The following is a 13,396-nucleotide window of genomic DNA, read 5'->3' on the forward strand; positions in this document are numbered from 1 at the left end:
CGTTTCGGCCTAGTTGCTCACGCCGTGCTCGGCGTCCCAGGCGGCGACCTGCGGCAGGTGGTGCCCCATCCGGTCGCGCTTGGTGCGCAGGTATTTGATGTTTTCCGCGTTCGGCGTGACCTCCAGCGGCTGGTGCTCGCTCACGTCGACGCCGAAGCCGGCCAGGCCCTGCCCCTTGTGCGGGTTGTTGGTCAGCAGGCGGGCCGAAACGATGCCCAAATCCCGCAGGATCTGCCCCGCCACGGAATACTCGCGGGCGTCTTCCGGCAGGCCCTGCTCCAGGTTCGCGTCCACGGTATCCAAGCCCTGGTCCTGGAGCTGGTAGGCCTGCAGCTTGTGGAGCAAGCCGATGCCGCGGCCCTCGTGGCCGCGCAGGTAGATGACCACGCCGCTGCCGGCGCCCTGGATAATCTCCAGCGAGCGGTGCAGCTGCTGGCCGCAGTCGCAGCGCCGGGAGGAGAAGACGTCCCCGGTCAGGCACTCCGAGTGGACGCGCACGGTGACGTTTTCCGCACCGCGCAGCTGCTCCGGGTCGCCGGCGATAAGAGCCACGTGCTCCTGGCCGTCCACCGCGTGGCGGTAGCCAATGGCGGTAAAGCGGCCGTAGTCGGTGGGCAGCTGGGTGTCCACGACGCGCTCGACCTGGGACTCGTGGCGGCGGCGCCACTGGATGAGCTGCTCGATGGAGATCATCGCCAGGCCGTGCGCGTCGGCGAAGCGGCGCAGCTCCGGCGAGCGCGCCATGTCCGTCGGATCCTCCTCGGAGACGATCTCGCACAGCACGCCGGCCGGGCGCAGGCCCGCCAGGCGGGCCAGGTCGACCGAGGCCTCCGTGTGGCCCTCGCGCTCCAGCACCCCGCCCGGGCGGGCGGCCAGCGGTACCACGTGGCCGGGGCGGGTGAAGTTCTGCGTGGTGGATTCCGGATCCGCCAGGCGGCGGATGGTCTCGGCGCGGGAGGTGGCGGAGATGCCCGTGGTGCCGGTGGCGGCGTCGACGGTCACGGTGTAGGCGGTGCCGCGCACGTCCTCGTTGCGCGCGACCATGGGCGGCAGATTCAGCCGGGCGCAGTCGGCCGGCAGCAGCGGGGCGCAGATATAGCCGGAGGAATAGCGCACCATGAAAGCGACCAGCTCCGGGGTGGCCAGCTCGGCGGCGAAGATTAGATCGCCCTCGTTTTCTCGGTCCTCGTTATCGACCACGACGACGGGCTTGCCGGCCGCGATCTCCGCGATGGCGGTCTCCACCGAATCCAGCCGCACGCTACCCGCGGCGGTCTGCTGCTCCTCAACGCTCATAGTGCTCAACCTTAGTCGGGTCGACAGCGCCGCCGGCCTTCGGGTAGGCCAGCATATTTTCCACGTATTTCGCCAGGATATCGACCTCCAGGTTCACTACGTCGCCAGGCTTTAGGTCGCCGTGGGTGGTATCCCGTAGGGTCACCGGGATGAGCGAGACCTCGAACCAGTCCTCGCCGCGGGCGCTGACGGTCAGCGAGGTGCCGTCGATGGCGATGGAGCCCTTCTCCACCACGTAGCGCGCCAGCTGCTCCGGCAGTTCGAAGCGCAATACCTCCCAGTGTTCCGAGGGCGTGCGCTCGATAAGCCGGCTCGTGCCGTCGACGTGGCCTTGGACGATATGGCCGCCTAGCCGCGCCGAGGCCGCCAAGGCCCGCTCCAGGTTCACCCGGTCGCCAACGCCGAGCTGGCCCAGCGCGCTGCGGTTCAGGGATTCCTGCATCACGTCCGCGGCAAACCCGGTCCGCTCCGCGTTGAGCTCCGCCACGGTCAGGCACACGCCGTTGACGGCGATCGAATCCCCCAGGCCCGCGTCCTGGACCACGTGCGGGGCGCGAACCCACAGCCGGATGGAATCCCCCAGCTGCTCGAGGGACTCCACTGCCCCAGTCTCTTCAATCAAGCCGGTAAACACTTCTGGTGCGTATCTCCTTCGCGGTTGACCGCCGCCGTATTCGGCGGCGCTCACTGCGTCTGCGTCTTCGTTCGTTCTAAAAGGTATTCAGTTGTGCTAGAGCTTCATGCTCTCCAACGCCGCGTCGCTGGTGACGTATTCCACCAGGACGTCTTCGCCCAGCTGGCGGGTACCCAGGTGGTGGAAGCGCGGGGCGCCCGCCAGGGTGTCGGCCAGCGGGTGGGCCAGGATGCCGAGCCCCTCGCCCAGCAGCACCGGCGAGATATAGGCGTTGATGGCGTCCACGTAGCCGCCGTAGAACAGGGCGCTGGCCAGCCCGGCCCCGCCCTCGACGAGCACGTCGCGCACCCCGTCGTCGTACATCTCCTCCATGGCTTCTTCGAGATCGCCGTACTGGGTATAACCCAGCTCCCGGAGGTTGGTCGACGCCGGGCCCGCGGCGCGCAGATCGCGCTTGCCGATGACCACGCGCCGCGGCTGGTGCTCATAGAGGCTGCCGTCGGCCCGCCGCGCGGTCAGCGAGGGGTTATCCGCGAGAGCCGTGCCGGTGCCGACCACGATCGCGTCGCGGTGGGCGCGGTCGCGGTGGGCGTACTCGCGGGCGGCGGTGCCGGTGATCCACTGGCTGGTCCCGTCGGCCGCGGCGGTGTACCCGTCCAGGGTCTGGGCGAATTTCACGGTCACGTGCGGACGCTTCAGGCGCACCGCGGTCAGCCACGGGATGACAGCGTCCCGGGTGCGCAGGGCGGGCGGCACGTCCCGCTTTTCGACCTCGATGCCATGCTGGCGCAGGGCCTCGGCGCCGCCGGCCGCGCCGGTGGGATCCGCGTGCAGGTAGATAACGCGCGCCACCTGGGCATCGATAAGCGCCTTCGCGCACGGGCCGGTGCGCCCGGTGTGGTTGCACGGCTCCAGGGTCACGACCACGGTGCTGCCGGCCGCGGCCTCGCCCGCCGCGCGCAAGGCCACGACCTCCGCGTGGTCACTGCCGGCCGGCTGCGTGGCTCCCTCGCCGACGATTTCGCCGTTCGCGCCGAGCACGACCGCGCCCACCGGCGGGTTCGGGCTGGTCGTCCCCCGCACGCCGGCGCCTAATTCGATTGCTCGTTCCATGGCGCGCTCGATGCCCGCTGCGAGTCCTTCTGGCATGCGATTCCTTTCCAAAGATTCTGGCTTCCTCGGCCCAGCCCGGCGGCTGTGCGCGCGGTAGGTGGCGGTTGTTAAGAGGCGGTGGCTTGGGTGGCGGCCGAGCGCAGTTCGTCGACGGCCCGGCCTGGGTCGGCGTGCTTGAAGACGGCTGAGCCGGCCACGAAGGCATCCACCCCGGCGGCCGCGGCCTGTGTGATGGTCGTGGCGTCGATGCCACCGTCGATCTCGATGAGGGTCTTCAGGCTGCGCTCGTCGATCGCCGCACGCAGGGCCCGGGCCTTGTCCAACATCTCCGGCATGAACTTCTGGCCACCGAAGCCGGGTTCGACGCTCATGACTAGGACCAGGTCGATATCCTCCAAGATCTCCAGCCAGGGCTCGATGGGCGTGTCCGGCTTGATGGAAATGCCGGCCATAACCCCCTGGCTACGCAGGTCGCGGGCCAGCTCGACCACGGCGGCCGCGCTCTCCATGGCCTCGACGTGGAAGATGACGCAGTCGGCGCCGGCCTCGATATAGGTCTGCGCCCATTTCTCTGGGTGCTCGATCATCAGGTGCACGTCCAGGTGCTGGTCGGTCAGGCCGTTGACCGTGGAGGTAATGCCCGGGCCAAAGGAGAGGTTGGGGACGAAGTGGCCGTCCATGATGTCGACGTGGATCCAGTCCGCGTTGGAGATGGCGGAGATCTGCTGGCCGAGCCGGGAGAAATCCGCGGCCAGGATGGACGGCGAAATGATCGGTGCTGACATGTCTACTATCCTACGTATCCTTCCGGCGCAGGGCCGCGAAGAACATCGCGTCCGTACCGTGCCGGTGCGGCCACATCTGGACGGACTTCTCCTCGCCCACGTCGGTCATTGCCTCCGGCAGGAGCGCGTGCGCGTCTTCTTCCACGGCGCCCAGCTGCGCGACGGCCTTGTCCACGATTGAGCGGGTCTCGCGCAGTTCCGGCGAGCACGTCGAGTAGATGAGGATGCCGCCCGGGCGGAGCAGCTCCAACCCGGAGCGCAGCAGCTCGAACTGCAGGCGGCTGAGCTCTGCCAGGTCGGCCTCCTCCTTGCGCCAGCGGGCCTCCGGGCGGCGGCGCAGGGCGCCCAGCCCAGAGCACGGCGCGTCCACGAGCACGCGGTCGTAGCCGGGTTCAAGGCCCGGATCGCGGCCGTCGGCCACGTGGACCCGCACCGGCAGGTCCCCGGCGGTGCGGTCGATGAGCTTGGCGCGGTGCTCGCTGACCTCGACGGCGTCCACCTTCGCGCCCTCGATGCGCGCGAGCGCGCCCATCAGCGCCGCCTTGCCGCCCGGGCCGGCGCACAGGTCCAGCCAGCGGCCGTGATCCTCGCCGCTGACCTCGGCCTCGACGACGGCACGGGCGATGAGCTGGGAACCCTCGTCCTGGACGGCGGCCATGCGCTCCTTCACCGGCTCCAGGTCCGCCGGGTCGCCGTGTTCCAAGTAGACCGCATAGGGCGAGTAGCGCCCCTGCTCGCAGCCGGTCATCAGCGCAAGTTCTTCGGTGGTGATTTCGCCGGGGCGCGCCACCAGGTGCACCATGGGGCGCTCGGAGTCCGCGGCCAGCGCGGCCGGCAGCTCCTCGCGGCCGACCACGCGGGCGAAGGATCGGGCGATCCACTCGGGGTGGGCGTGCTCGAAGGCCAGGCGGGCGACCTCGTCGTCCGGGGCCAGCAGGTTGATCCAGTCCTCGCGGCTGCGGCGGGTGACCGCGCGCATGATGCCGTTGGCAAAGCCCTTGGCCTTGGTCTCCCCTGCCGCCTCGACCAGACGCACGGTGGTATCCACTGCGGCGTGGTCCTCGACCCTGGTGTAGAGCACCTGGTAGACACCCATGCGCAGGGCGTCGAGCACGGCCGGCGCAATCGCCGACAGCTCGCGGCTCGAGCACCGCGCGATGACCGCGTCCACCACGCCCTCGGCGCGCAGGGTGCCGTAGGCGATTTCGGTGGCAAAGGCGGCGTCGCGGCCGCTAAGCTTCTGCTCCCGCAACGTGCGCGGCAGGATGAGGTTGGCGAAAGCGCCCTCCTGGTGCACGCGCTGCAGGGTCTCCAGCGCCACCGCGCGCGGCAGGTCCAGGCCGGCCTGCTTCGCCGCCTGCGCCAGGGAAGCCGCCTGCGCGCGCTCGTTCAGGCGCTGCCCGCTGCTGGCCCGCCCGGGACGACGGGACGAGCCGGCGTTGGCGCCGCCGCGTTCCTGCCGGTGGCCGCGGTTATCGCGGTTGTCGCGGAAGTTCTTCCCACCGCGGGAATTGCGACCGCCGCCGCGACCGTTACGTCCGCGGCCGTTGCCGTCGCGACTCTGGCCGGCTCCCTGGGCGGGCTTGTCCTTCGGCTTGTCCCCCGACTTCGAGCGGGAACGGAAACCACCACTCATTCGAAGACCACCTTTCCATCGTTCTGGTTCAGGCCCCGGGCCCAGGCCGCGGCCTCCATCATCTTCTTGCCTGGCGGCTGGATGTTGCCCAGCTGCACCACGTCGCTGCCGGTGCCGACGAAGACGGCGTCCTTAAACACGTGCAGCTCGCCCGGCTGCAGCTGTTTCAGCGCGTCACTGTCCGGGTGGGCCTCACCCTCCAGGCGGACGGGCGTCAACGGCCCCAGCTTGACGCGCTTGTCGCCCCACAGCGTCCACGCGCCCGGGGCCGGGGTGTGGGCGCGCACGGTGCGGTCGATGGCAAAGGCCGGGTCCTGCCAGCGGATGCAGGCATCGTCCTTGGAGATCTTGGCGGCGTAGGTCGCCTCCCCCTCCTGGGCGCGCGGCGCGGCCTCGCCGCTGTCCAACAGGTCCATCGTGGCGACCAGCAGGTCGCCGCCGGTATAGGCCAGCCGGGTCAGCAGATCGTCGGCGGTGTCGGTGGGTTGGATCTCCTCCGTGACGGTGCCGAGGATCTCGCCGGTATCCAGGCCCTCGTCGATCCGGAAGGTGGTCGCCCCCGTGATGTCGTCCCCGGCGGCGATGGCGGCCTGGACCGGCGCCGCGCCGCGCCAGGCGGGCAGGAGAGAAAAGTGCAGGTTGACCCAGCCATGCGGGGCCACGCCCAGCAGATCCGGGGTGATCAGGTTGCCGTAAGCCACGACCGGGATGGCCGCGGGCGCCAGCTCGATGAGCCGGCGGCGCAGCTCCTGGCCGTCCTCGGTGCCCGGCTTCAGGGTCGTCGGCGTGAGTACCTCAATGCCGTGGCTTTCCGCGCAGGCCTTGACCGGGCTGGGGTGCAGGCTCCGCCCGCGCCCACGGCGCGCGTCCGGCCGCGTGATGACGGCTACGACCTCGTGCTCGGATGCGATGAGCTTTTCTAAAGCAACCACGGCCGGCTCTGGTGTCCCGGCAAAAACAATTCGCATGACGGTTAGGCCCTCGTCCTTCCCAATTGACCTCTCGCTCCCCGCTTCCCGCGGGCTGACCGGGAGACCCGGTTAACCTTTGCGTTCAGCGTTGTCTCCCTCATGATACGGACTGGTACCTCCTAGCGGTTAAACCAGTCCGCGGAGCGAATGGCCGCCATTGCCTCCCGGCGGTCCTCGGTGCTCAGGTGCGCCAGGAACAGCACCCCGTCGAGGTGATCGGACTCGTGCTGGATGCAGCGCGCTAAGAGCCCGCCGGCGAGCAGAGATACCGGCCGGCCCCACTCGTCGAAGCCGCGGACTACCACCCGCTCGTGGCGCGGCACGGTGCCGGGCACCCCGGGGATGGACAGGCAGCCTTCGCGCCCGGGCACCAGGGGCGCGGCTTCCCCGTCGGTGCCGTGGGCCACCGGGGCCCAGGCGGGATTGACCAGCACACCGCGGCGGCGCGCGCTGCCGTCCGGGCAGTCGTAGACGAAGACCCGCTGGGTCACACCCACCTGGTTGGCCGACAGCCCGACGCCGCCGGCATCGTCCATGGTTTCGAGCATGTCCCGGGCCAGCGTGCGCAGCCCCGGGCCGAAGGAGGTCACCGCGTCCGCGGCGGTGTTGAGCACGGGATCGCCGAAGAGGCGAATCGGTCGCAATGTCATGGTCGTTGTCCCTTTCTGACGGCTGGCGCGCCGTCTTAGCCGATATGGATCGGATCTACCTGAATGCGCAGGGGCGCGTCGTCTTTGCGGGAAGTGCGCGCCGCGTTCGCCTGCCGCAAAGCGCGGCCGAGCTCGGAGCGCGGACCCAGCGGGGTGCGCACGAGGACCCGCTGGGGCGGGCCGAGGCGCTGTTCGTCGTAGTCGCCGGGCAGCTTCAGCCCCGGCGGGAGCGGCACCGGGCCGAGGATTTCCGCGTTGGCGGGCAGCTCCGCTAGCTCCAGGAAGCCGTCCAACGCCGCGTCCGGGCCGTCGATGGCGGCCATGTGCACCGCCGGCGGGAAGCGCACCTCGCGCCGGCTGGACAGCTCCGCGTGCGCGGCGGCCGCGAAGTCCCATTCGGCCAAATACCGCACCAGCGGCAGGTCCGGCTCGGCGGCGACGATGACCTCGCCGCCTTGGCCGGCCGGGGCGGCCAGGCGGGCGGCCCGGGCCCATTTGGCCAAGGTATCCTCGCCGGCACGCAGGTCCTGGCGGTTGAGCAGCGCGCCCGTGTCCATCAAGATGACCGCCCCATAGGCGCCGCCACGCACGGGTGGCTCCGCCCCGGGGGTCGCGACCACCAGCTGCGCGGCGTCTTCGATGTCCTCGATGACGCGGTTGCCGCCGGAGACCTTGACGCGTACCGAGGGGAAGGCGCGGCCGAATTCCTCGGCCGTGCGCTCCTGCCCCAGCACGATGGCGCGCAGCCGCGGCGAGCCGCACTCGCTGCAGCGGTGATGGGCGGCTATCCGCCCGCACCAGCGGCAGGTCGGAGCGGAGGCCTGCCCCGCGGCGCCGGGACCTTCCTCCGGCGGCAGGCCGATGGGCCCGTTGCAGTGGCGGCAGCGGGCCGGCGCGCGGCAATTCCCGCAGGCCAGGATCGGCATGTAGCCGGCCCGCGGGGACTGCACCAGGACGGGCTCGCCGCGGTCCAGCGCGCGGGCCATCGCCTGGAAGGCCGGGCCCTGCAGCCGGGTGGTCCCGCCCTCCGTGTTGCGGGATAGGTCGATGCCGTAGGTGCCGACGGGCAGCACCGCGGGCATCCGGGCGCGCAGGGTGGCCGGAGCCGGCACGAGATCGTGCATCCACCCGGACTCGACTAGCAGCTGGGCCTCCGCGGTGCGGGAAAACCCGGCGACAATAAGAGAGGCGGACTCCTGGGCGGCGCGGGTGCTCAAAACCTCGCGGGCGTGGACGTAGGGCTTGACGTTGTCGACCAGGTTGTCGTTGCCGTCGTCGACCACGACCGCCAGGCGCAGCCCCTTCACCGGGGCGAACGCGGCCGAGCGGGTACCCAGCACGATCCGGGCTTGCCCCTGGACCGCGGAGAGGAAACGCCGGTAGCGCGCCTGCGGGCCCAGGCTGTTGGACAGCACGGAGATCTGCTTGGCGGAGACGTAGTCGCGCAGGCTATCTTCCAGCTCGTCGAGCTGGCGCTGGGTGGGCACGACCAGCAGCACGGCCCCGCCGTCGATGGCGACCTTGGCGCTCAAGGCCGCCAAGGGGCGGTGCCACTCGTTACCGGGCGCCATCTGCCAGGCCGCGCGGGCGGGGTTGCCGCTTAAGACGTAGTCAACGAAAGACTGCCCGTGGACGTAGCCGGCCCAGTCGGACAGGTCCGGTTCCGTGGTGGAACCGAGCTCCTCCCAGGGCGTGGAGAAGTCCGCCTCTTCGGCCTTGGCGTGCCGCGGCGGCAGGGCCGAGCGGATGATGTCAGAGCGCACCCCGCCGTAGCGGTCGGCGAGGGATTCGACCAGCGCGGCCAGCTGCGGCGGGTAGACCACGAAATCCGAGATGACCCGTTCGATAAACCGCAGCTCGCCGCTAAACTCCGGGCTCGGCTCGCGGCTGAGCACGAGGGCATCGCACAGGCGGCCGGCGAAACGGATGCGCACGCGCACCCCGGGCTGCGCGGCCGCCGAGTCGGCCTCGCTGACGTAGTAGTCGAAGCCGCGGTCCAAGTGGGAGATGCCCAATAAAGGCAACACCCGCGCCACCGGTTTGGTGGCAGCGGGTGTCTTGGGAGGCATAGGCCCCGATTCTACAGCCCGGCTGCAGCGCGCAGGGCGGCGGCCCGTTCGGTCGACTCCCAGGGCAGGTCAACATCCGTGCGCCCGAAGTGACCGTAGGCGGCCGTCTGCCGGTAGATGGGCCGCAGCAGGTCAAGGTCGCGGATGATGGCGGCCGGACGCAGGTCGAAGACCTCGTTAACAGCAGCCTGGATGGCGGCATCGGTCAGCTCGCCGTGGGCGGTGCCGAAGGTCTCCACGTACAGGCCCACGGGCTTGGCGCGGCCGATGGCGTAGGCCACCTGCACCTCGGCCTTGTCGGCCAGACCGGCCGCGACGATATTCTTGGCCACCCAGCGCATGGCGTAGGCCGCCGAGCGGTCGACCTTCGACGGATCCTTACCGGAGAAGGCGCCCCCGCCGTGGCGGGCCATGCCGCCGTAGGTGTCGACGATGATCTTGCGGCCGGTCAAACCGGCATCCCCCATCGGTCCGCCCAGGATGAACGAGCCGGACGGGTTGACCAGCAGCGTGGTGCGCTCCGAGTCGTAGAAATGGGCCAGGCCGGCGTCCTTGATGACCCACTCCACCACGTGGGTGCGCAGCTGCTCGGCCAGCTGCTCCTGGGTGATCTCCTCGTCGTGCTGGGTGGAGATAACGATGGTGTCCAGGTGCTTCGGGTTCCCGGCGTCGTCGTAAGCGAAGGTGACCTGGGTCTTGCCGTCTGGGCGCAGGTGGTCGACGATGTCCTCCTTGCGGACCTGGGTCAGGCGGCGGGCTAGGCGGTGGGCCAGGGCGATGGGCAGCGGCATGTACTCGTCGGTTTCGTTGGTGGCGTAACCGAACATCAGGCCCTGGTCGCCGGCGCCGGCCTGGTCGTCGGCCTCGAATTCGTCACCGGAGCGGACCTCGGTGGACGAGTCAACGCCGGCGCCGATTTCGGCGGACTGCTCACCGATGGCGACGTTGACGCCGCAGGTATTCCCGTCGAAGCCGACGTCAGAGGAAGTAAAGCCGATCTCAGTCAGGGTCGAGCGCACCAGCTGCGGGATTTCGACGTAAGTGGAGGTGCGCACCTCCCCGACCACGTGGACCTGGCCGGTGGTGACCAGGGTTTCAACGGCTACGCGCGCATGCGGATCCCCATCCAGCATGGCGTCCAAAATGGCGTCGGAAATGGCATCGCAGATCTTGTCTGGGTGACCTTCGGTTACAGACTCGCTGGTAAATAGGCGGGTCGCCGGGGCGGCGTTTTCTGACACGTATTTATCCTTTTCTACGAACTACATTCTCCAGCTCGACTGACGCATCAAGCTTTAACAATCCCCCACCATAGACCAAGCAGTCTATAAGGGCAACCTAGTCTGTCTACGGGTTACTCAGCTCACGCCTCATTCGCGGCGGCCCTAACCCGGTCGACCGTGGCCAAGATCTGCGCCGCGACGACCTGTTTCGTCCCACGCTCGACTATCTCGGGCTCGGCGCCGGGGGTTAGCAACCAGCCCTGGTTGTCTAGCTGACCAAAAACCTTGCCACGGCCGACCTCGTTGGCCATGAGGACGTCACAGCCCTTGCGCTCCAGCTTGGCCTGCGCCAGCTCCACGGCGGTGTGGTTTTCGTCGCCGGTCTCCGCCGCGAAGCCGACCAGCACCTGGTGGGCCGGCAGCTCGCCGGCGGCTCGCTTGTCAACCAGCGTCTTCAGGATGTCTGGGTTTTCCACCAGCTCGAGGCGGGACAGGTTAGCGTCATCCGCGCCCTTTTTCATCTTGGATTCGGCCACGGTGGCCGGGCGGTAGTCGGCCACGGCCGCGGACATGATGACCACGTCGGCGTCCGCGGACTCGGCCAGCATGGCCCCCAGCATGTCCCGCGTCGAGGTCACCTGCACCACGCGGGCACCGGCCGGGACCGGCAGGTCCTCTACGTTGCCGGCGACCAAGACGACCTCGGCGCCGCGCTGGCTGGCCAGCTCGGCCAGGGCAAAACCCTGGCGCCCGGAGGAACGGTTGCCCAGGTAGCGCACCGGGTCGAGGTCTTCCTGCGTGCCGCCGGCGGAGATAACCACCTTCATCCCCTGCCAGTCGGCACGTGGCGCGTAGCCGGCCAGGGTCGTGCGGGTCAGCTCGGCGATCTGCGCGGGCTCCAGCAGGCGGCCGGCACCCGAGTCGGCGCCGGTGAGCCGGCCGTGCGCCGGGTAGAGCACGGTCATGCCGCGGCGGCGCAGGGTGGCCACGTTGTCCTGGGTAGCCGGGTTGTTCCACATCTCCGTGTGCATGGCGGGCGCCACGATCACCGGGCAGGTCGCTACCAAAACGGACGCGGTGAGCAGATCGTCGGCGCGCCCGGCGGCCAGGCGGGCGATCAGATCCGCGGTGGCCGGGGCGATGACGATGGCGTCGGCCTGCTGCCCGAGTGCGACGTGTTGCACCTCGTCGACGGCCGTGAAAACCGAGGTGTCCACCGGGTGGCCGGACAGGGCCTCGAAAGTCGCGGCGCCCACGAATTTCAGCGCGTTCGGGGTCGGGATGACCCGCACGTCCGCGCCGTTTTCCTTCAGGTCGCGCACGAGGTGGCAGGCCTTGTAGGCGGCGATGCCCCCGGCCACTCCCACCAGGATGCGGGGAGTACCTGCCGCCGGCTGGGGCGCTGCTTGCTGCTCTTGTCCGTTCTGCTCAGTCACAGCACCTCATTGTACGCACCCGGCCCACTCCCCCGGCGTTGTCTCGTGCCCTGGGCACACAAAAACCTCCCGGCGGGGCGGGATGCCCAGTCCGGGAGGTGTGCTGCGGGGAACGCGAGTGGCTTAGTTGCCTTCCTCGTGGTCCAGCAGGCCCGCGTCGATCTCACGCAGGGCGATGGACAGCGGCTTTTCGCCGGCTTCCGGGGTGACCAGCGGGCCGACGAACTCGAACACGCTATCACCGTGGTTCTGGTAGTAGCTGTTGATCTGGCGAGCACGCTTGGCGGCGAAAATCACCAGGGCGTACTTGGAAGATACCTTGTCCAGCAGCTCATCGATCGGCGGAGCGGTGATGCCCTCGGGGGCGTCGAAAACCGGCTCGGCCTTTACTGCCTCAGCGGTGTCATTGGTGGTCACGTTAGTCACATGCACCTTTTCGTTGAATTGCGGATACTTGAATACTGACTCTAACCTTGCAGGATAGCACTGATGGCGGCGACCGCCTCTTCCAAGTCCTCGTTGACCACCACGTGGTCGAACTCGTCTTGGGCTGCTAGCTCCTGCCGCGCGGTTTCCAGCCTACGCTCGATCACGTCCTGCGGTTCCGTACCCCGGCCGGTCAGGCGGTCTACCAGGATATCCCACGACGGGGGCGCCAGGAAGACCAGCTGTGCCTCGGGCAGCGCCTGCTTGACGGCGCGGGCACCGGCCAGATCAACTTCGACCAAGACCGGCCGGCCTTCGGCCATCGCGTCCTTGACGGGCTGCGCTGGCGTACCCGACCGCTGGAGCCCGCCGTGGATCTCTGCCCACTCGAGCATCTCGCCGGAGTCGATACGTTCTTGGAACTGCTCCGGGGTGACGAAGAAATAGTCAACCCCGTCTTGCTCACCAGGACGGGGTTGGCGCGTCGTCATGGACACGCTGAAGTACAGCCCGTCCACTCCGGTGCGTAGGCGCGAAACCACCGTGGATTTACCCACTGCGGACGGCCCAGCCAGTACCACTAGCCGCCCGCGTTTGGTTGCACCAGACATGACGGACTTAGGAGGAGTAGCCGAAGCGCTCCAGCAGGGCGCGACGCTGGCGCTCACCCAGGCCGCGCAGGCGGCGGGTCTGAGCAATCTCCAGGTCTTCCATGATTTCCTTAGCCTTGACCTTGCCCACCTTCGGCAGTGCTTCCAGGAGAGCGGAGACCTTGGTCTTGCCAATGATCTCGTCGCTTTCTGCCTTGTCCAGTACTTCCTTCAGGTTGGTAGCGCCGCGCTTCAGATCAGCCTTCAGCTCAGCGCGAGCCTTGCGGGCCTCAGCAGCCTTAGCGAGGGCTTCCTTACGCTGCTCATCGGTCAACTTTGGAAGGGCCACAGGGTTTCCTCCGATTCGTTAGATTGATTTTGACGTCCAGTACATGAATACCAGATTCCGGAGCCTGTACCAGCGCATTACACGCAGGCACGCGCTCCGACTTCTGGCAATCCTAGCACTGCTAGTAAATCGATGCCGTTACCGGGCTTGGTGTCGCGCACCGTTTCAGCACGTCATCGAGGTGCGGTTACTAAAATACCAGGTTAGGCCCGGGGCCG

At 68.8% G+C, this 13,396-nt stretch carries 13 protein-coding genes; all 13 read right to left on the bottom strand.

The annotated features are described in order from the left end of the window. Positions 1-9 precede the first annotated feature (9 nt). Positions 10-1,296 carry a bifunctional 3,4-dihydroxy-2-butanone-4-phosphate synthase/GTP cyclohydrolase II gene (locus VVS03_RS00675; RefSeq protein WP_368533980.1) on the bottom strand — a complete coding sequence of 429 codons (1,287 nt, stop codon included), beginning with the start codon at positions 1,294-1,296 and terminating at the stop codon, positions 10-12. Beyond that, positions 1,286-1,930 carry a riboflavin synthase gene (locus tag VVS03_RS00680; protein ID WP_368533979.1) on the bottom strand — a complete coding sequence of 215 codons (645 nt, stop codon included), beginning with the start codon at positions 1,928-1,930 and terminating at the stop codon, positions 1,286-1,288. The genes VVS03_RS00675 and VVS03_RS00680 overlap by 11 nt, the downstream gene beginning before the upstream one ends. A gap of 96 nt (positions 1,931-2,026) precedes the next feature. Further along, positions 2,027-3,079 carry a bifunctional diaminohydroxyphosphoribosylaminopyrimidine deaminase/5-amino-6-(5-phosphoribosylamino)uracil reductase RibD gene (gene ribD / locus VVS03_RS00685; RefSeq protein ID WP_368533978.1) on the bottom strand — a complete coding sequence of 351 codons (1,053 nt, stop codon included), beginning with the start codon at positions 3,077-3,079 and terminating at the stop codon, positions 2,027-2,029. 71 nt (positions 3,080-3,150) lie between these two features. Next, a complete protein-coding gene (rpe, locus tag VVS03_RS00690) occupies positions 3,151-3,828 on the bottom strand; it encodes a ribulose-phosphate 3-epimerase (RefSeq protein WP_368533977.1) in 678 nt (225 codons plus the stop codon). A 10-nt stretch (positions 3,829-3,838) separates the two neighbouring features. Beyond that, entirely contained in the window at positions 3,839-5,464 is a 1,626-nt protein-coding gene (locus VVS03_RS00695) for an RsmB/NOP family class I SAM-dependent RNA methyltransferase (RefSeq protein ID WP_368533976.1), read from the bottom strand. Beyond that, positions 5,461-6,432, bottom strand: a complete 972-nt coding sequence (fmt, locus tag VVS03_RS00700) for a methionyl-tRNA formyltransferase (protein WP_368533975.1) — start codon at positions 6,430-6,432, stop codon at positions 5,461-5,463. The genes VVS03_RS00695 and fmt overlap by 4 nt, the downstream gene beginning before the upstream one ends. Positions 6,433-6,554: 122 nt before the next feature. Further along, a complete protein-coding gene (gene def, locus VVS03_RS00705; RefSeq protein ID WP_368533974.1) occupies positions 6,555-7,085 on the bottom strand; it encodes a peptide deformylase in 531 nt (176 codons plus the stop codon). Between the two features lie 35 nt (positions 7,086-7,120). Beyond that, the gene (locus VVS03_RS00710) at positions 7,121-9,154 is read right to left on the bottom strand and encodes a primosomal protein N' (protein ID WP_368533973.1); all 2,034 of its coding nucleotides are present in this window, start codon (positions 9,152-9,154) and stop codon (positions 7,121-7,123) included. Between the two features lie 11 nt (positions 9,155-9,165). Beyond that, positions 9,166-10,395, bottom strand: a complete 1,230-nt coding sequence (metK, locus tag VVS03_RS00715) for a methionine adenosyltransferase (RefSeq protein ID WP_368533972.1) — start codon at positions 10,393-10,395, stop codon at positions 9,166-9,168. A gap of 122 nt (positions 10,396-10,517) precedes the next feature. Then, positions 10,518-11,747 (bottom strand): bifunctional phosphopantothenoylcysteine decarboxylase/phosphopantothenate--cysteine ligase CoaBC, encoded by a 1,230-nt coding sequence (gene coaBC, locus VVS03_RS00720; protein WP_368534063.1) that lies wholly within the window; start codon positions 11,745-11,747, stop codon positions 10,518-10,520. A 189-nt stretch (positions 11,748-11,936) separates the two neighbouring features. Further along, positions 11,937-12,239, bottom strand: a complete 303-nt coding sequence (rpoZ, locus tag VVS03_RS00725) for a DNA-directed RNA polymerase subunit omega (protein ID WP_070768356.1) — start codon at positions 12,237-12,239, stop codon at positions 11,937-11,939. 41 nt (positions 12,240-12,280) lie between these two features. Next, positions 12,281-12,850: a guanylate kinase gene (gmk, locus tag VVS03_RS00730; RefSeq protein ID WP_368533971.1), complete on the bottom strand. Its 570-nt coding sequence runs from the start codon at positions 12,848-12,850 to the stop codon at positions 12,281-12,283. A 7-nt stretch (positions 12,851-12,857) separates the two neighbouring features. Then, positions 12,858-13,178, bottom strand: coding sequence for an integration host factor, actinobacterial type (gene mihF / locus VVS03_RS00735; RefSeq protein WP_070768354.1), 321 nt, complete (start codon positions 13,176-13,178; stop codon positions 12,858-12,860). Between the last annotated feature and the right edge of the window lie 218 nt (positions 13,179-13,396).

The organism is Corynebacterium sp. LK2537, from assembly GCF_040946485.1.
Lineage (GTDB): Bacteria > Actinomycetota > Actinomycetes > Mycobacteriales > Mycobacteriaceae > Corynebacterium.

Excerpts from the sequence above, each read along its gene's own strand:
- ribD (WP_368533978.1), bottom strand. The coding sequence starts at position 3,079 with ATGCCAGAAGGACTCGCAGCGGGCATCGAGCGCGCCATGGAACGAGCA.
- VVS03_RS00710 (WP_368533973.1), bottom strand. The coding sequence starts at position 9,154 with ATGCCTCCCAAGACACCCGCTGCCACCAAACCGGTGGCGCGGGTGTTG.
- fmt (WP_368533975.1), bottom strand. The coding sequence starts at position 6,432 with ATGCGAATTGTTTTTGCCGGGACACCAGAGCCGGCCGTGGTTGCTTTA.
- VVS03_RS00695 (WP_368533976.1), bottom strand. The coding sequence starts at position 5,464 with ATGAGTGGTGGTTTCCGTTCCCGCTCGAAGTCGGGGGACAAGCCGAAG.
- rpe (WP_368533977.1), bottom strand. The coding sequence starts at position 3,828 with ATGTCAGCACCGATCATTTCGCCGTCCATCCTGGCCGCGGATTTCTCC.
- gmk (WP_368533971.1), bottom strand. The coding sequence starts at position 12,850 with ATGTCTGGTGCAACCAAACGCGGGCGGCTAGTGGTACTGGCTGGGCCG.
- def (WP_368533974.1), bottom strand. The coding sequence starts at position 7,085 with ATGACATTGCGACCGATTCGCCTCTTCGGCGATCCCGTGCTCAACACC.
- VVS03_RS00675 (WP_368533980.1), bottom strand. The coding sequence starts at position 1,296 with ATGAGCGTTGAGGAGCAGCAGACCGCCGCGGGTAGCGTGCGGCTGGAT.